Raw genomic sequence first — 17931 nt, forward strand, 5'->3', positions numbered from 1 at the left:
GATCTGTAACGGTGGTGCCGTGACATCACATCCTGAGCCGTCTGCAAGAACCGATCCATCTCGAGGCAACACCAGTGCATAGAACGCGCCTGCGCTCTAGCGATGGATCCGCTATGCGCCAAGGGGTCGGCAAAGGATGGATTGGCCCGTGAAAAACAGGTCCATTACATGTGAGGATACCGTAGAAATTCGATGCTGCAAGGGGTTTGGCAGATCGACACCAGTACACAGGCCTGTTGTGGCAAAGAGGCCTGCTTGTTGATCATTTCGCGGTGCAGGTGGGGGCGTTAGCCCTTGGGCATTTTCAGAACCACTGTGCGTCCCGAACGGGTGTAGTGCAGGGCGTCCTTGTCAATCGCCTTCACCCGACCACCATCCAGACGGTCGCCGACACTTACGGTTTTCACACGCCCGTTTTTCATCCGCACCAGTGCTTTGCGCGCGCCGGATTTGCCGGTGACACCGATCAGGTTCACTTTGCGCAGGTTCAGCTGGTTTTTCACTGTCGCCTGACGCGCGACCGAGGCAGAAGAGGGGAGTTGCGGCTGTGACCGCGCGGCAGAGGCGACCTGCGTGCCAGTAGCGACCGAAGTGTCGAGGTTTTTGGGGCGCAGTTTTGGTTTCAGTGAGGTGGCCCCAACGGAACTGGCCACCGCATCGTTGATGGCGTCTCGGGTTTCCCCGCTCAGATCCACTAGCGGCTGTGACGCGCTGTTGAGCAAGTCCAGATTATTTGCGGCACCAGCGTTGGCCAGCGCCACGGTTGCGGCCAGATTCTCGGGCCGTAGTTTGGGTCTCAGGTCGGCCAATTCATTTCGGGTGCGCCCGCCCAACTGGCTGCGCTCGTTTTCTTCAATCAGACCTTCGGGCCGTGCTTTAGGGCGAACCTTGGCACGACGAGACAGTTCTTCGGGACTGATTGCGCCCGTTGTAGTGGCCGCAGGGGATGTGCGTTCCGGCAGGTTGCGCGGTCGCAGCGGCGGCGGACCTGCGAAAATCAGGATGCCGTCGGGGGTCAACGCCCCCTCTGCGGTGGCGGTGACCAATCCGCGTTGATCAAAAGAGAAGGTGGTGCCCGCCGCTGCTGGCAGCGATTGCGCTGGCGGTGTGATGTCAGAGCGCACGCGATTTGCATCGGGCAGTGCGACCGCATCGAAGGCAGACACGCTGGGGTCAATTGAGGCAATGTAAAGATCATCCAGCGCTGTGGTTTGCGGTGCTGCAGGCGTTTGCGGTGCCTCTTGCCAGATGCCACTGGCCGCATAGCGTTCGGCGCTAGAGATGTCTACGGTCGCGCCGGAGGTGTCTGATGTGTCAGGTGTTTCGGGCGCAGACTCTGCGGTGTTATCTGCCGGTGCTTCCGGTTCATACTGCAGTTCCGGCGGCAGATCGGTGACCTCGGATGTGTCCGGCGCTGCGCTGATCGCGGTGCCCTCTACGGCCGGTAATGGCGATTCTACTTCGGATGATTTTGTAATATTTTCAGCGGTTTCTGGTGTGTTGTTGCCGTCAAGTGCAACGGTGCCACTGCCGTTTTCCCCAAGGAAGGACCAGCCGAAGACACCGACAAAACCAAGGAGCAACAGCGCCATCAACGACAGGCCCAGATAGCGCGGTTTACCACCGACCTGCTGGCTGTCCTGTGTCGCGAAAACGCTGTTTGCGATTGCATCAGGCTGGGGGGCGGGAGTGTCTGCTGTCGCATCCTGCGGCGTGTTGGTCTTTGCTAGCGCTGTCGCAGGCATCTCCTCTGCGGCCATCGCCAGATCGGCCGCACTGGCTGCAAGGCTGGCGGCCACGGCCAGCGGATCGGTCGGCTGGGCCTCGGCGCTTTTTTCGTCGCTGTCTTCGGCAACCGCGGGAGGGGGCGCCGCAGCAGGGGCTGCTACGCCAGCTGCCTGTTGATCCGGGCGCAGGGTCAGTTTGCGCACACCTTCAAACACCGTCGCGTCGCGGCTGACGCCATTCAGCGCTGGGGCGTTGTTATCTTCACGCGGGGCACGAACACTGGCGAAGGCAAACCCGTTCGCAGGCTGGGCTGCTGTCGCTGCGTCGTTCTGCGGCGCCTCGTCTGTTTGTCCAATTTCCTCATCGTCAGGTCCGTCTGGGGCGGTGGCGAAGAGGTCAGCGGCGGGCGGCAGACCGTTTGTCACCGTTTGCGTTTCGCTATCCTGCCTTTCACCATCCGCTGTATCAGCGATTTCCAGTTCTTCGGCAGAAAGAGGAACGGCAGGGCCCAGCTCATCCTCAATATTCAGCGCCATTTGCGCATAATCAGTGGCTTGCGTGGGCTCAGTGACTGTCGCGCTCTCTGCCGCGCTGTCAGTCACGTTGGCGGGGGCATCCATCAACTCAACAGCCGGAGCGCTGATTGCCTCGATCGGTGCGGGTGTTTCTGGGGCAGGGGGTGGTGTGATCACTGGGCCGATCACAGTCGTCGCTTCAACATCCGGCTCCACCGCGCCGCCCAGCAGTTGGGCTGCGGCATCGGTCGGGCCAAAGAACGGCTCCCCGGGGAAGTCTCCAGTCGATTGAGCGGTGAAGCTCACCGGATTAAAGGCGTGCTCTTGCGCAAAAACTTCAGCCTCTGCCAGCGTCTCTTTGGCGACGGCAGCGATGTGTAGCAGGCTGCCTTTGGCCTGCCAGTCGATGGCCAGATCCTGCAGCGGATAAGGCGTTGTACCATCCAGAGCGTTTTCTGCCGCCATCCTGTACTGCGACGGGCGAAGGCCCTGCAGGGGGATTTCAATAAATTTGACCTGATTTTCCGGCAAGATCAGCTTGGTCGTCAGCCCATCATCGCCCAGCCCTTCGGCCTGAGCACGCAGATTGGTGATCGCAGCGCTGAGATCGGCATCCTCAAAGGACGCATGGCCTACGGCGCGCCAGCCATCAGGCGCACGGTAAAGCAGGTCAATGCCTTCAAACGAAAGCGATAATGCAAAATTCGGCTTCATGGGATTGGCTTACCACTTCAACGTTTGCTGGGGGAGGGGTTTTGCGGCTTTGTTCAGAATAAAGCAGCTTATTGCCGAGGGGAAGATAAGCTGCACACTCTCCCTTGTGATCACGGGCGCCTCAGCCCAAGTATGCAGGCAGATTGTCTGAGGAGAAGACTATGCAATTTATTCCCCAAATCTACGCCTCCGCGTTGGCATTTGCGCTGACAATGACGCCAGTTTCGGCTGAAGTGCTGCGCCAGATCACCGTGACCGGAGAAGGCGTGGTTGCAGCGGCGCCGGATATGGCGACCCTGACATTGGGCGTGCGCGAACGGCACAACGATCCGCAGGCTGCGATGGCAAGCGCTACAGAAGCGGCGCAGGCGGTTGTGGCACGGCTGAAAGAGATGGGGATTGAAGGCGCGGATTTGCAGACCTCGAACCTGTCACTGCAACGGCTGGAAAGCTATGGGTCCAATAACCAGCGCCGTTTTGATGGCTATGAAGTGTCAAACACCCTGCGCGTTCATGTGCGTGATTTGGCCCAGGTGGGGCCGGTACTAAGCGCTGTGGTCGCGGATGGCGCAAATAATTTCAATGGCTTGCAGTTTTCTGTGTCGGAACCTCGCCCACTGGAGGATGCGGCCCGCAAGGCGGCAGTGAAGGATGCATTGGCCAAGGCTGCACTTTATGCTGAGGCGGCGGGCGTTGGTCTGGGCGATGTGATTTCGATCTCGACCGGTGTGCAGCATGGCGCCCCAATACCGATGATGCGTATGGAGATGTCGGCGATGGCGGATATGCCGGTTGAGGCTGGTGAGGTGCAGATGAGCCAAAGCGTGACATTGGTGATTGAGCTGGAGTGAGTCAGCTCTGTCAATGAATGCAAAAAGGCCGGACGCAGGTCCGGCCTTTTCAGGTTCCAACGCGGCTCAACTTAGGCCGAGGCGGTCAGCGCCTGTTCCAGATCTGCGATCAGATCTTCGGCGTTTTCAATCCCGATGGAGATCCGCACGATGTTCGGGCCTGCGCCTGCGGCGATCTGTTGTTCTTCTGTCAACTGACGGTGGGTGGTCGAGGCGGGGTGGATGACCAGCGAACGGGTGTCGCCAAGATTGGCCACGTGGCTGAACAGGTTCAGGGTTTCTACGAACTTCACGCAGGAATCATAGCCACCTTTGAGGGCCACGGTGAACAGACCACCTGTGCCTTTCGGGCAGATTTCCTGCGCGCGTGCCTTATAGGGGGAGCTGTCGAGGCCAGCATAGGTCACGGCCTCAATATGGTCGTTGTTTTCCAGCCAGCCCGCGATCTTCAGAGCGTTTTCGCAGTGGCGTTCCATCCGCAGCGACAGGGTTTCGATGCCCATCAGCGTGTAGTGCGCCGCTTGCGGGTTCAGCGTCATGCCCAGATCGCGCAGACCGATGGCAATGCCGTGGAAAGTGAAGGCCAGCGGGCCGAAGGTCTCTTGGAACTTCAGGCCGTGGTAGGCGGGTTCTGGTTCGGACAGTGATGGGAATTTGCCGCTGGCCGCCCAGTCAAATTTGCCCGAGTCGACAACCACGCCACCGGTGACAGAACCGTTGCCGGTCAGATATTTGGTCATCGAATGCACCACCAGCGTGGCGCCGTGGGCAATCGGGTTGCACAGATAGGGCGTGGCCGAGGTGTTATCAACGATCAGCGGCAGGCCTACTTTGTTGGCAATCGCGGCGATGCCGGGCAAGTCGGTCACATAGCCACCCGGGTTGGCGACCGATTCACAGAAAATCGCGCGGGTGCCGTCATCTACAGCGGCCTCAACCGCGGCTTGATCTTCGAAATCGACGAATTTGGCCGACCAACCGAAGCGTTTGATGGTCTGGCTGAATTGGGTGATAGAACCGCCATAAAGACGGGTGGAGACCACAACGTTGTTGCCCGGCTGCATCAAGGGGAACAGCGCCATCAGCTGCGCGGCGTGGCCGGACGAACAGCATACCGCGCCAACGCCGCCTTCCAGCGTTGCAATACGTTCCTGCAAAACCGCAACGGTGGGGTTGGTCAGACGGGAGTAGATATAGCCAACCTCCTGCAGGTTAAACAGGGCGGCAGCGTGATCGGCATCACGGAACACATAGGCGGTGGTCTGGTAGATCGGCGTCTGGCGGGCACCAGTGGCGGGATCGGGACGCGCGCCTGCGTGGATTTGCAGGGTGTCGAAGCCATAGTTGGGGGCGTCGGTCATGCGATGTTCCTCCTCTAGAACGGTTGGATCTTTGCCCTCAGGGATAGGCGATCACGGAATGGTGAACAACTGTGGCGGGGGGGTCGCCGCAAAGATACGGAAAATGATCCGTTTTCCGGCGGAATTCTGGACCAGAATTCTGCGCCGGCATTATTCGGGTGGTCTATCACCTATCGCACCCAAAGGTTGTGATTCTTCAATCGCTTACGAATCCGGATCTCTTTGGCTGGCAGGTCGTCCTGATCAAACAGCCCGCGCGCCTTGTTGCCCTTGTTCTGGAAAATGAACCGCTTCATCGGATCATAGTCTTTCAACACCCGTTTCACCGGATGGGGGGTGGTGATGTCGTGCAGGAAATCAATCACCGCATCGCTCTCACGGGCAAAAAGTAGCGCCATAAACCGATAGTGGCAGCTGACCGATCCATCCAGCATGCCCTCAGGCAGTGCGCCGCGTCCGCCGCCAAGCGCATGGATCACCAAGGGCAGCACGATCTGATCTAGCCACGGGTTCAGTGGCTGACAGACCAACGTGGCGGGAGGATCATTGCGGATGCTGGTGGCATATTCAGCGAAGAGCGCGCCAAATTCATGTGGGCAGGAGCCGAAGAAGTAGCCGGCATTGAAGTAAAGATAGCGGCGCCAATATTCGTCCGGCTGATCCATATCCAGCGAACTGTCAAAATCCAGATCGAAGCGATCATAGAGCGATTTCCAGATCTCGGTATAGCCGGGACCATAGAGTTCCATCACTGGCCAAGTGCCTTCGACCCGTTCAGACGCACCGGGGCGGTTGAAATCAAACGGCACGGTTGAAAGGTTGTCCAGGATCAGCGTGTCGGTGTCGAAAAATACAAACGGCTTCCCTTTTGGCAGGGCCATCAGCGCCTCGATCTTGTTGCCATAGGGGTAGTCGGCGCCAAAATGCACCGAGGGGAAGCGAATGATTTCGGCGCCGAACCCTTCCAGTAAATCGATGATGCGGGGATCATCAATCATCGGATCACTTGGCCATTTCGGGCCTGCCTCTGGCACCGCGACGAAAAAACGACCCTGAAAATCTGGATTGGTTTTATGGAAGGACGCAGCGAACAGCACTGCCTCATATTGCAGACGGCCCGCATGGGCGACGATCACCAGATTGAAAGACGTTTCCGCAGCGGCACTGCGTGGATTGGATTTAGCCATCGTTAAACTGCCTCAAACAAAAGGGATCGTGTTTCACTGTCATTGTTTTCAGACACTATAGTGGCAGGGCGCGTGTCAAGACAGGGTGGAATGAAGGTTTTTGCCCGATTGGCGTTTGTTGCGATCTGCGCGCGATGGTTGGGGTTGATGTGGCTAATGACGCGCATGCCGCTAAAGGTATCAGCGTTCATACCGTATTTTACCCTAAGATATCTGCTTCGAGTTGAAAGTTGGCCCCGCCTTCAACACGCAACTGTCCGCGTCTATGCCAGCCATGCTTTCTTCATTGTCCAATTTTGTGCCTGTGTGCGTCCAAGAGTACTACTCAGAAAGCTGAGGTTTAAATGCGAATTACGCTTGTCAAAAAACTCTATCTTGCCTTCGCTACGATATTGTTCATCCTGTGCGGCAGTCTGTTTGTGGCAAACACTGCCCTGCAATCGTCTAATCAAACAACACAGAAAATCGGTACAACCGATTCCACCAAATACCTCTACACCAAAGATCTTTTGCTGATGACGCAGCAGATCCGCCTGAATTTGGCGGATATTTTGATCGAATGGCATGGGGATGCGTCGGATGATCCAAAGAGAATTCCGGCGCTTCAGGACGATCTGGAAAAACAGGCCTTCCTAGCGTCCTATGTCACGGGAGAGTTGAAGGGTATGGCCACTGAAAGTGAGGCTGAGATTCTCAGTGGGCTAGAGGCCAAAATTCAGCAATTTCTGACCGAGAGCCAAAAGGCCGTCACACTGTCGCAGCAGGATCCGGCGCAGGCCAAAGAGATTTATCACACCCAGCTGAAAGCGATCATCGAAGAGGCGACCGGACTGGCGACGAAACTGCAGGGGCTTTATGCGGCCAGCCTGTCTGCATCGCTGGTTGCGTCTGATGCGGCCTATCAGGCGACGCGGGACAAATTGATTGTCACAACAGTCATTGCCGTTCTGATTTCTCTCTCTTTTGCCATTTACATTTCGCGTGGCGTGTCGCGGGGGATGCGCAAGGCCGTGGACTTAACGCATCAAATTGCTTCTGGTGATCTGACCCAGAGTCAGCGTGTGGCCGACAAATGTGAAATCACCGCATTGCAGGGGGCGCAGCAAGATATGGTTGTGCAGCTGCGCGACACAATTGGGCGGGTCAGTGCCGCTGCATCCGGTCTGAAGGCGGGATCAAATGAGGTTGCCACCACCTCTGACGCATTGTCCAATGGTGCCAACATTCAGGCAGCTTCGACCGAAGAGGTGTCAGAGGCAGTCGAAGAAATGAAGGCCAATATCTCGGCCAACGCGGATAGCGCCAGCCGGACCGAACAGATCGCCCGCAAGGCGGTCGCGGATGCCCGCTCCTCTAGTGAGGCGGTGATTGACGCGGCCAATGCGGTAAAAACCATCGGTGAGCGCATCGGCATTCTTCAGGAAATTGCCCGTCAGACGGATCTCTTGGCACTGAATGCTGCGGTAGAGGCGGCGCGGGCTGGCGAAAACGGCAGAGGTTTTGCCGTGGTGGCGACAGAGGTGCGCAAATTGGCAGAAAGCTCGCAGCAGGCTGCAGGCGAGATCAGTGCGCTTTCAGCGGAAACGGTAAAAGCTGCAATTGATGCAGGTAAGATGCTGGAGCAGCTGGTGCCCGATATCGAAGAGACCTCGCAGCTTATCACTGATATTTCAGCAAACACGCGAGAGCTGAGCATTGGGTCGAACCAGATCAGCGAAGCGGTGCATCGTTTGGATCATGTGACGCAGGAAAACAAAGAGGCGGCAGAACAGCTGTCGTCGGCGGCAACCGCTTTTTCCGATCAGACGGCGGACTTGTTTGACACCACCTCCTTCTTCAAGATCACGGACACCGGGGAGGGGGCGGATGTTGCGTTCACAGACGTCACCGCTGAACCAGTGGCCGATGAGCAGACTGTTGATCTTTCGGACGATGATCAGGCGGATTTCATTCGGGCAGAGGGTCAGGCGACGCCCCGCGCCGCATAGAATCGCGTGGCGCCTGAGAAAATGTAAAACGCCCCGAATACGCGGGGTGTTTTTTGAGGGGCCGGGAATCACCTGTGCGATTCTCCTGTGTCTGCGGGGCGGTGGCCGGGGGACTACGCTTTGATTCTCCACGCCGATTAGGGGGCTAGGTTTGCCTGCGAGGCTGATCGGGCGTTTGATGAGGTGGGGCAGCTTGGTCGTGACGCCGTTGGATCATCTGCGCTCCAGCGGATGCAATGCGGGGGGAACAGATCTGTCCAGTGTATTTTGTCCGAACAGAATAAGGATGTAGCGGGGATTTGCAGTGAACTGGGGGTGTTGGTTTTTGGGGTGATTGTAGAAATCATATAGAAAACAGCATCTTGTGCTGTGTTCTTACCATCTTTCTGAGGAGGAAGATGGTGGGCGACCTTGGAATCGAACCAAGCGTGCGTCTCCGCGAGGGAGTTACAGTCCCCTGCCACACCTTGCGGCCTGTCGCCCACTTACCAGTCGGCGCTGCCGTCTGGTGAGGGGGTGTTTACGGCGGTCCGCAGGGGGCGTCAACCAGAAAATATCTTGCAGCCGGCACTTCTGCATCGCATTAAGCGCGGCAACCAATGCGGAAAGGTTTTGGGGTATGAAAAAGCCAAAATGGGTGGTCGCCAAAGAACAGACCAAGAAAGCAACAGCGGCAGAAACGGTCTGGCTGTTCGGTCTGCATGCGGTGCGTGATGCGCTACAAAATCCGGCGCGCCAGAAGTTGCGGCTGATCGTGACCAAAAACGCCAGCGATAAACTGGCCGACGCGATCGCCGAATCCGGCATGGCGCCAGAACTGGTCGATCCGCGCAAATTCAACGCCCCCCTTGATCCGCAATCCGTGCACCAGGGCGCTGCCCTTGAGGTAAAGCCGCTGGATTGGGGTAAGTTGGATCATGTTTGCGCTGGTGAACCGGATCTGGTGCCGCGTGTTGTGATGCTGGACCGTGTAACCGATCCCCATAACGTTGGCGCGATTCTGCGGTCTGCCGAGGTGTTCGGCGCCTGTGCGGTTGTTGGCACCCGCCATCATTCAGCACCTGAAACCGGTGCTCTGGCCAAAACCGCCAGCGGTGCACTGGAACGTCAACCCTACCTGCGTATCCGCAATCTGGCCGACGGCATGGAAGAGCTGCGCAACATGGGCTACCTGATTTTGGGCCTGGATGGTGAAGCAGAGGAAACCATTGATCAGGCCGTTGAAGGCAATCGTGATCGCCCCATCGCGCTGGTCATGGGGGCCGAAGGTCCAGGTCTGCGTCAGAAGACCAAGGAAACCTGTGACAAGCTGGTGAAAATCGATTTCGCCCGCGGATTTGGCTCTCTTAACGTTTCAAACGCCGCTGCTGTGGCACTTTATGCAGCGAAACCTTGATTTCACCACAACCAAGACCTTGTGTTTGTGGGCAGAGATCATAAATCTGCCCACATGGCTCATTCACGTAAAATCGCCACCTGCTGCTATTGCGGCCTGCGTTCAGAATTGCTGATCGAGGATTACACCATTTCTCTCAGCTGTGCCTCTTGTGGCGCGCCCTTGCAGCAGATGAAAAGCCTGCCCATTGATAGCGGCCAGATTAAGGGCCGCAAGAAGGACAAAAAGGGCAAGAAATCCAAGAAAGACAAAGTGATCTACGCCGACCCTTACGCGCAGGCGCGTCCGGCGAAGTATCTGCCGCACCCCAGCCGCAAGACCAAGAAACGCAAACCCTGGGGCACCCGTCTGTTCAAAGAGGTGTTTGATGTGGTTGAGGATATTTTCGACTGATCCGTGCTGACGGCAGTGTCACATGTTCTTGAGCAGCCGTTTAAATGTCGACGCCAGTGCCTAGATAGAAGTTCATGAGGCGCGGTTTGGAACCCCCCGCCTCACTACACTGTCCCTCGTTCCGCACTGGCGCCCAACTTGGTTTGGGCGCTTTTTTCTTGTTGGCATCTTTGTTTTGCGGCGGTTGCGCTGCTAGAACGATGGGTATGAGCGAAGAATATAGTGACGACTTCCTGAAAACGATTCTGCGGCGCACCAAACGGGTGGCGGTTGTGGGGGTGTCCGCGAATACGGTGCGCCCCAGCTACTATGTGGCGCGTTACCTGTCGCTGAAGGGCTATGATGTGGTGCCGATCAATCCCGGTCAGGCGGGCAAGGTGCTGTTTGGCAAAAAGGTGGTTGCTTCGCTGGCAGATGTAGAGGGGCCGGTGGATATGATCGACATTTTCCGCCGCTCGGAACATGTGCCGCCGATTGTGGACGAAGCGCTTGAACGCTTTCCGATGCTGCAGACGGTGTGGATGCAGATTGGCGTCGAAAGCGCCGAGGCCGCAGAACAGGCCCGTGCCCGTGGCGTGGACGTGGTGATGAACCGCTGCCCGAAGATCGAATATCAACGTCTGTTTGGCGAATTGCGCATGGGTGGCTTTGCCACCGGCGTGATTTCCTCAAAACTCTGATCTTTGCGCAGGGCAGGGGCTTTCTTGCGCCAGATGCCCGTGTGAAATCTGTTGCAGATTTCGATCACCGATTTGGTTTACTTGGCCCGTGACGCTTTTTCGGCAATGCCGGATTGGCCCTGACGGCGCGCCAGTTCTGCCATCACATCCGACAGCGCCACGTCGCGCGATTGCAGCATGACGAGGAGGTGAAACAACACATCCGCCGCCTCAGAGGTCAGTCCAGCCTTATCGTCCTTTACCGCCTCGATGATGGCCTCTACGGCCTCTTCACCGAATTTCTCGGCACATTTTTCTGGCCCCTTGGCCAAGAGTTTTGCGGTCCAGCTGCTGTCAGGATCGGCTTGCGCACGTTTCGCAATCACGGCGGCGAGGTCGTCGAGGGTCATGCTTCAATCCTCATCTCAATCCCTGCTGCGGCCATGTGTTCTTTGGCCTCGCGGATGGTGTAATCACCGAAATGGAAGATCGACGCCGCCAGCACCGCACTGGCGCCACCCTTGGCCACGCCCTCAACCAGATGGTCCAGATTGCCCACCCCGCCAGACGCGATCACCGGAATGTCCACCGCATCTGAAATTGCACGGGTGAGCGGCAGGTTGAACCCTGCCTTGGTGCCATCACGATCCATCGAGGTCAGCAGGATCTCCCCCGCGCCTTTCTGTTCCACCAGTTTGGCAAATTCCACGGCATCAATGGGGTTTCCATTGCCGTCCAGCGCCGCTTTGCGCCCGCCGTGGGTGAAGATGCCCCATTTGTTCGGGATGCCGTCTGCGTCATGGCCGATGGTTTTGGCATCAATCGCCACCACAATGCACTGGCTGCCGAACTGATCTGCGGCCTCGGCCACCACATCAGGGTTTGCGACGGCGGCAGAGTTGAAGCTGACCTTGTCGGCGCCCGCCAAAAGCAGATTGCGCACATCCTGCACCGTGCGCACACCGCCGCCTACGGTCAGCGGCACATAGCACTGTTCAGCAGTGCGCTGGACCATGTCATACATAGTGCCACGGTTTTCATGGGTCGCGTGAATGTCGAGAAAGCAAATCTCATCCGCGCCCGCCGCATCATAGGCTTTGGCAGATTCAACCGGATCGCCTGCATCGCGCAGACCGACGAAGTTCACACCCTTAACCACGCGACCATCAGCCACGTCCAGACAGGGGATGATGCGGGTTTTCAGCATCTTGGCATCCTCTTTCGCGCACCTGCGCCTTTGCCCAATGCATAAGGGGCAGGGGCAAGGGATGCAATCAGGATCGCGGGCCGCGGAGGATCTCAGGCAGTGGCCTGTGCCAGCCGGCGGATTGAATTGCGCATGATCAGCACGTGAAACGGCATCACCAGTTGCAGATAGATCTGTCCCATACGGTTGTGCGGATGCACCCAGGTCGACATATAAATCCGCCCCTGATCGCGCAGGATGGCGATACGGAAATCAAGGTGTTTGTCATCGGTGCCCAAAATCACCTCATCTGCGCTGTCGTGGGTCACCGGAAACAGGTTGTCCCCCTCTGCCGATGTCTCGGTCTTCAGCCCCAAAGGCTTCACCAAGATATTGCGCAGGTTCAACAGCACTTTGGCCCAAGAGGGCATCGTCAGCGCTTGGCTGGCGGCATCCTGTGGTGCCATGTCGGATGGGCAGCTGTAGCAATCTATGAAATCCCCGTCGCGGTGATGTTGCCAGAGGGCAGATTGCGCGGGCAGTTTGGTTTGAACAAAAAGCATATTGGACATGGGGGCAGGCATGGGCCGATTCCTCGGGACAGCTGACAGACGGCATCACTAACCATGAAAGCACGGGTCCCACCTAGTAGACGCAATGCCGCAGGTGCAAAGGTTGCCTTCTGTCGCGGCCTTCATCGTTCTCCAATATCTATCGTATTGCGCCCGTCAACATGGGGTCTCAACGTTAGCATGGACAAAGAGCGTATAGACGCTGACCAGAGCCCCAAGTTTCAAAATGCTCTTTATCCATGCGATTTCAGCAGTGCAGTCGTTCGTCTCGCGTGCGGCGAATGACAGCTTCGAGCCCAAAGTCTCAGATGCTGCGCAACGCTTGAATGTCTGGTTCTGACGCGAGCGGAGTATGTTGCGAACGGTGGTCTTATCTTTTCTTTACCAATTGTGAATAGAACCTGTCTCGCACGCACTCGGAGGTTCCATGCAACACAGTTTCAGTGATTTCCTCCAGCATGGTGGCGACAGCCAGTACAGAATAGCGCAGCGACATGGTCGTCTGGTTGGCTACCGCTTGGGATTGTCGCTCAAATCCACTTTCCCAGACTACTCCACTTTGCGGGCCGGTTTCAGCGAACGCCTCGATCAAGTGATTGCTGAAAACACCCTGATGCTGCTGAACGCGCTGACGCCGCCTGACTCAGTGCCAACTGTTTCGGCATCCGATTTGCGAGATGTGTCCGATGCAAAGACCGAAGCGCTCAACGCGTGGGACGCGCGGCTTGAGAGCATATTCAACGAATATCAAAACCACCCGCAACGGCTCAGACCGCTTCGTGCGTCCATGGAAGAACGCCTTTTGCGCGCTTTTGCAGGACTGATTAATCAGCTTCGGCAGGAAGAACTTGGCATTGAGGGGTATATTTGGCGCTCGCAGGAAGATGCCAAGGTTCGCGATAGCCATGCAGAATATCACGATCAGATATTTCGTTGGGAGGATCCCCCGGCGGGCGGGCATCCCGGCGAAGCACATAACTGTAGGTGCTTTGCGGAACCGATTGCGCCAACACCTCAAAGCAACGTAGTTCTAGCCGACTTCGACGGCAGCGGTCCCCCACAAGACCTTTCAGTCCATGAAGCAGGTGGGGGCCACACCATAGGCCTGCATGTTGGAAAGAGCGAAGCCTTCCTAATCGGATCGGTTAGCACTCCACGAGGCAAAACGCTTTTCGTAAGCCAATATCGCTGGCGACATGGGACTTTCCCGTCACTTGAAGCAGCTGAAAAGCTAACGAACTCCAATCTTGCGAGAAACTTGGACGTTGTGAACGAGGTCGCAAGTGGGCGATTGCGTAGAGCCTTCATAACAAGTGATTTTGGATCAATAACAGGCTTTGAGGCATATTGAACGACTCAGCGTGCTTCATCCCCGATACGGCTCCGGCGGACATTTGGCGTGGGAACCGTTATTGAACACGCCCCGGACATGCCGCATGGGTTTATCATTATCACATCCTATCCAAGGATTGACTAAAATGACGCCGCCGAAATCATTCTACGACTTCACTTTGCAGTTTCATCAAGACTTAGATGTCGTTCATCCTGCTTGGGCCGACACCCCCGACGGGCGCAACCAAATCTATGAAGACTTTCGACAAGGCTATGGCGATCAAGCCGTGCGGGAATTAGTCACGTACTGCGAAATACTCTTAGCGGACGACGAAACTGATCTCGGTTCACTTTGGTTCAAAGAATCCAAGGCTGACTGGGTTATTCCAGACGAGGGCGTTCGTTTTCTCTTTCGAGACTTTTTGGGCTGGGCGGCTTCACTATCTTAGGCCGCTTTTCGACGAAGAAATTCTCATAGCCGACATTGGGGCAAACGCAGCGAATTCACACTTTGCCCCGCGACTCGCCTCTTCATGCGGCATGCAGCGAAAGTCGTCTCATACCAGAGCGGCCCTTGGGACAAGTCGTGGCGAAGACATCAGGATAGCCTAGAGAGGACCTCTCGGAGTGTTGCTGCAGCGCATGCAGCACGAAATTGGACCTGTCCCGGAATTGTTCTGCTCCGTTGATTTGGCATTTTGCTAAAAGGTAGAAGTGGCATTGCGGATCCTCAGCCTAGAATTGTGCTCTCCAAGGAGTTCGTAATTTCTCCTAAGAGAGCGCATTTCCACTTTTGATTGACTGAAAACCAAACCGCCAAATGTTTGGTGTTTTTTTAATCAAAGGAGACAGGGATGTCTGGATACTCACAACAAGAATTGGATGAAATGGCGGCCGAATTTGCGGCGATGGACGCCGAATTTGCAGAGATGGGCCTTGAGGAAATGGACAGCGAGCTGTCTGAGGCCTTTGCTGAATTGGACACTGAGCTGGAAGCCGCAGGGCTTGGTTCTCTGGGATTTGAAGCTGGTTCGCTGTCTGAGCTGGCAGACAATGACTTTGACGAAGCTTTCATTGGTAAGTTCCTGCGGAACAAGGCAAAGAAGCTGATCGCGAACATTGTGCGTTTGGTGCGTCAGTACGGCGATTGCGCGAAATGTGTGCCCAAAGTGGTTGAAGCGGTCGCGTATTTCAAAACGAAACAATACGCCTCCGCCATTCGTGCGGCCTATGACGCCTACCTTTGTATTCGGTCTTGCACACGCAACTAAGCGCACTTTGCGCGGCGCCGCTCATGATTTAGGCGCCGCCAACTTTGGTCCAGGAGGAATTTATGAACGGCTCATTGAACCGAACAGATCTCGAAGAAATCGATGCATTTTTTGAAGAGTTTTCTGGTGTGGGACCTGAGGCAGGTGAAGTCTCAATCGACACTTTGATTGACCAGTTGGAAGCCAGCTTTGAAACCGTCGAAATCTTGACGGCAAGCCCCGACACACCCGCAGAGCAAAGCGATTTGAATGAACGGGTAGAGGCGCTGGCGCAACAGCTGGACGCCATTGCGACGGAACTTGCACAGATCCACCAACAGCTCAAAGCGGAGGGATAGAATGACAGAGGTCACATCAAAGTCTGCTGGCCCAGAAAAGAAAAAATACCTTATTGGCAAGCCAGACATCACACCGGCACATCTTGACGAGGTCGATCTGGAACGATTGAGCCTTGAAATTGCGCATCGTACGCAAGCGGATTTCGGAACCGCGTCCCTTGAGGGGGGCGATGATCAAGGGCAATTCACGATGGAATTGTTGCGCGATCCTGAAACCAATACGCTTCATACTCTCTCCGTGGAACTGACAGAGCAGCACGTTCACGAGTTGCAAGAGCGCCATCAATCTGCGTTGATTATTGAGCAAGACGAAGAGCTCTTCCTGCAAACACATTCTGGTTTGCAGGAAATGAGCCAGCATCCTGTTTTTGCGCCTGCGAACGCAAAGGAATTGAAGGTTTCGATCAAAGTCGTGGATCAATCCGGTGTCGCGGTACCGGGGGCGCGTGTCGACCTGATGGGAGAGGTCTGGTCTGATCAACAGGTGACCAATACCCAAGGTAACGTCACCCTGCGTCTGTTTGGCGAGACCTTGGACAGCCTCGAAGAGTTGAGGATAAAACCAGCGATTGGGTTCTGGAGTAAGATCATCTTGGATCCCAATCTGGCACTTAAGGACAACATAGTCACGCTGAGTGCTTTGCCAGCATCCTTAAATACACCTCAGTCGGAACTCTGGGGAAACAAAGCGGTTGGAAACGTTGCAATGCCCGCGGGTAATCGCATTCGTGTTGCGGTCATCGACAGTGGTTTTGCCGATGGGCATCCGGATGTTTCAGCGGCTGGCGGGCGCGGTTTTGCCGTTGATGGTAACCCTGACGAGGATTGGAAGCTTGATGACAGCGGCCACGGCACCCATGTCGCGGGGACTATCGGCGCTCTTAACAATGCTATTGGTATGCGCGGCGTGGCTGAGCCGGTCGATATTTTCCCACTGCGGGTGTTTCCAAAGGCAAGCTTTTCAAAACTGATTGCGGCCATTGATACCGCGATCGAACTGAATGTCGATGTGGTTAATATGTCTTTGGGGGGCACTAAGGAGTCTCAGCTTCTGCGTCAGCGCATGCAGGCGGCACGCAATGCAGGTATCCTACTGGTTGCTGCGGCCGGCAACAGTGGAGGGCCTGTCATGTACCCTGCCGCTTATCCTGAAGTTATGGCTGTTGCGGCGATTGGCAAAGTTGGTAGTTTTCCTGCGGACAGCTTTCATAGTCGGCATGTGACGCCCCACAAAAGTCAGGATGGCCAATACTTCTCTGCGGCCTTTACATGCTATGGTCCCGAAATTGATGTCTGTGGTCCAGGCGTGGCGATTATATCCACGCTGCCCGGTCCCGGCTTTGGCAGTTATGATGGAACATCAATGGCATCGCCGCACGTTGCAGGGGTTGCCGCGGCTCTTCTGTCACTGTCACCTGCCATTCAGGGCATGGCGCGCAATGCCGCGCGCTCGCAAGCGCTGTTTGATGCGGTATTGAACCAATGTCAGTCTTTAGGATTACCGGCCGAGCGGCAAGGCAGTGGGCTACCCGTTCTTCGTGCAGCATCTACGCCACCACCCCCATCACCATCGGCGGATGAAAGCTGGGATGCGGTGTCCGACCTTATTCGACGGGCTCTGGAAGCGGCGCGGGCAATCAAAGAGAACGGGTAAAACGGACTGCGATCAATCATCACAGAGGTTGATCGCAGTTGATGTATGTATCGATGAAATAGCGTTGGGCACGTGCTTCTCCATAGATAACTGAAATATCAGCGTTTTCGTCACATATATAATTTCGGCTCTGTCCATCCTGTTTTTACAGCAGCAATGGCCAGAGCCGTTCTATTTTGAGCACCTGTTTTGCGCATGATGGATTTCAGATCTCCCTTCACTGTTGTCAGAGGGAGGTCTAGGCACATAGCAATTTGTTTGTTCTGCTGACCGGTCAACAGCTGTGACAGAACGTTTTGTTCTCGATAGGTCAGTTTCGAGCGCAGGGCTTCTGCGGTTGTCGTTGGAGCTTTTTGTTTTGTGAGTTTTTGCAACATATCAACCGCATCATCCGGTAGGATGCGCTGACCTTGAGACGCCAGCATCAAATATTGTGTGACGGCTTCGATCGGTACGTTTGACGGCAAGCAGCCTACACAGCCTGTGCGAAAGGCGCGTTCCATAACATCCAAGTTAATCGACGGCAGGATCAGAAGAGATTTGAGCTTGGGCCTTTGATGATGCAGTTTTAGTAGCTCTGATACAAAACGATCATTCAACTCAGCCAGTTCAAAGACAGCCAGATCTAGTTGTTTTTCTGGGTGGCGCATTCGCAGCTCAGACACAGAGCAAGCATGAACTTTCACTTCGATGTGTTCGAAGTCCATTGCCGCCATGAATGCATGTGTAAAAAATGTGTTTTGTGAAATCAGAGCAATTCTATGCATTGTTTCCCACCCAGTTGGT

At 55.9% G+C, this 17931-nt stretch carries 17 protein-coding genes and 1 tRNA gene; 10 read left to right on the forward strand and 8 right to left on the reverse strand.

From position 1 onward, the window contains the following. Positions 1-287 precede the first annotated feature (287 nt). A complete protein-coding gene (locus MHM86_RS00170; protein WP_239194528.1) occupies positions 288-2957 on the reverse strand; it encodes a hypothetical protein in 2670 nt (889 codons plus the stop codon). Between the two features lie 161 nt (positions 2958-3118). On the opposite strand from MHM86_RS00170, the gene MHM86_RS00175 reads away from it, so the two are divergent. Then, a complete protein-coding gene (locus MHM86_RS00175) occupies positions 3119-3808 on the forward strand; it encodes an SIMPL domain-containing protein (protein WP_239194530.1) in 690 nt (229 codons plus the stop codon). A gap of 71 nt (positions 3809-3879) precedes the next feature. Here MHM86_RS00175 and MHM86_RS00180 read toward each other — a convergent pair whose 3' ends face one another. Further along, complete coding sequence (locus tag MHM86_RS00180; protein ID WP_239194532.1) at positions 3880-5169, reverse strand: O-acetylhomoserine aminocarboxypropyltransferase/cysteine synthase family protein; 1290 nt, start codon at positions 5167-5169, stop codon at positions 3880-3882. 170 nt (positions 5170-5339) lie between these two features. Further along, positions 5340-6356, reverse strand: coding sequence for a hypothetical protein (locus MHM86_RS00185; RefSeq protein WP_239194535.1), 1017 nt, complete (start codon positions 6354-6356; stop codon positions 5340-5342). 344 nt (positions 6357-6700) lie between these two features. On the opposite strand from MHM86_RS00185, the gene MHM86_RS00190 reads away from it, so the two are divergent. After that, a complete protein-coding gene (locus tag MHM86_RS00190) occupies positions 6701-8344 on the forward strand; it encodes a methyl-accepting chemotaxis protein (protein WP_239194537.1) in 1644 nt (547 codons plus the stop codon). A gap of 399 nt (positions 8345-8743) precedes the next feature. Here MHM86_RS00190 and MHM86_RS00195 read toward each other — a convergent pair. Next, positions 8744-8827, reverse strand: a tRNA-Tyr gene (locus MHM86_RS00195). Positions 8828-8963: 136 nt separating this feature from the next. Here MHM86_RS00195 and rlmB point away from each other — a divergent pair. The 3 genes from rlmB to MHM86_RS00210 all read left to right on the forward strand — a co-directional run bounded on the left by rlmB (position 8964) and on the right by MHM86_RS00210 (position 10813). After that, entirely contained in the window at positions 8964-9740 is a 777-nt protein-coding gene (gene rlmB / locus MHM86_RS00200) for a 23S rRNA (guanosine(2251)-2'-O)-methyltransferase RlmB (protein WP_239194539.1), read from the forward strand. A gap of 54 nt (positions 9741-9794) precedes the next feature. Then, entirely contained in the window at positions 9795-10133 is a 339-nt protein-coding gene (locus MHM86_RS00205) for a hypothetical protein (protein WP_239194541.1), read from the forward strand. Positions 10134-10339: 206 nt separating this feature from the next. Then, positions 10340-10813 (forward strand): CoA-binding protein, encoded by a 474-nt coding sequence (locus MHM86_RS00210; RefSeq protein ID WP_239194543.1) that lies wholly within the window; start codon positions 10340-10342, stop codon positions 10811-10813. Between the two features lie 77 nt (positions 10814-10890). Here the strand turns inward: MHM86_RS00210 and MHM86_RS00215 are convergent, their stop codons facing one another. From MHM86_RS00215 to MHM86_RS00225, 3 genes are all read right to left on the reverse strand, one after another. After that, positions 10891-11202 carry a phosphoribosyl-ATP diphosphatase gene (locus MHM86_RS00215; protein WP_239194545.1) on the reverse strand — a complete coding sequence of 104 codons (312 nt, stop codon included), beginning with the start codon at positions 11200-11202 and terminating at the stop codon, positions 10891-10893. Further along, on the reverse strand, positions 11199-11999 hold the full coding sequence (hisF, locus tag MHM86_RS00220) for an imidazole glycerol phosphate synthase subunit HisF (protein ID WP_239194547.1): 801 nt from the start codon (positions 11997-11999) through the stop codon (positions 11199-11201). The genes MHM86_RS00215 and hisF overlap by 4 nt, the downstream gene beginning before the upstream one ends. Positions 12000-12091: 92 nt before the next feature. Next, a complete protein-coding gene (locus tag MHM86_RS00225; RefSeq protein WP_239194549.1) occupies positions 12092-12562 on the reverse strand; it encodes a DUF2867 domain-containing protein in 471 nt (156 codons plus the stop codon). Positions 12563-12977: 415 nt separating this feature from the next. On the opposite strand from MHM86_RS00225, the gene MHM86_RS00230 reads away from it, so the two are divergent. The 5 genes from MHM86_RS00230 to MHM86_RS17105 all read left to right on the forward strand — a co-directional run bounded on the left by MHM86_RS00230 (position 12978) and on the right by MHM86_RS17105 (position 17145). Then, the gene (locus tag MHM86_RS00230) at positions 12978-13901 is read left to right on the forward strand and encodes a phage minor head protein (RefSeq protein ID WP_239194551.1); all 924 of its coding nucleotides are present in this window, start codon (positions 12978-12980) and stop codon (positions 13899-13901) included. A gap of 127 nt (positions 13902-14028) precedes the next feature. Further along, positions 14029-14331 carry a hypothetical protein gene (locus MHM86_RS00235; RefSeq protein ID WP_239194553.1) on the forward strand — a complete coding sequence of 101 codons (303 nt, stop codon included), beginning with the start codon at positions 14029-14031 and terminating at the stop codon, positions 14329-14331. 405 nt (positions 14332-14736) lie between these two features. After that, a complete protein-coding gene (locus tag MHM86_RS00240) occupies positions 14737-15153 on the forward strand; it encodes a hypothetical protein (protein WP_239194555.1) in 417 nt (138 codons plus the stop codon). Between the two features lie 62 nt (positions 15154-15215). Further along, on the forward strand, positions 15216-15491 hold the full coding sequence (locus tag MHM86_RS00245; protein WP_239194557.1) for a hypothetical protein: 276 nt from the start codon (positions 15216-15218) through the stop codon (positions 15489-15491). A 1-nt stretch (position 15492) separates the two neighbouring features. Continuing rightward, positions 15493-17145, forward strand: a complete 1653-nt coding sequence (locus MHM86_RS17105) for a S8 family peptidase (protein WP_304651005.1) — start codon at positions 15493-15495, stop codon at positions 17143-17145. A gap of 110 nt (positions 17146-17255) precedes the next feature. Here the strand turns inward: MHM86_RS17105 and MHM86_RS00255 are convergent, their stop codons facing one another. Then, a complete protein-coding gene (locus MHM86_RS00255; RefSeq protein ID WP_239194559.1) occupies positions 17256-17912 on the reverse strand; it encodes a response regulator transcription factor in 657 nt (218 codons plus the stop codon). Between the last annotated feature and the right edge of the window lie 19 nt (positions 17913-17931).

This window comes from Thalassobius sp. Cn5-15 (genome assembly GCF_022347685.1).
Lineage (GTDB): Bacteria > Pseudomonadota > Alphaproteobacteria > Rhodobacterales > Rhodobacteraceae > Thalassobius.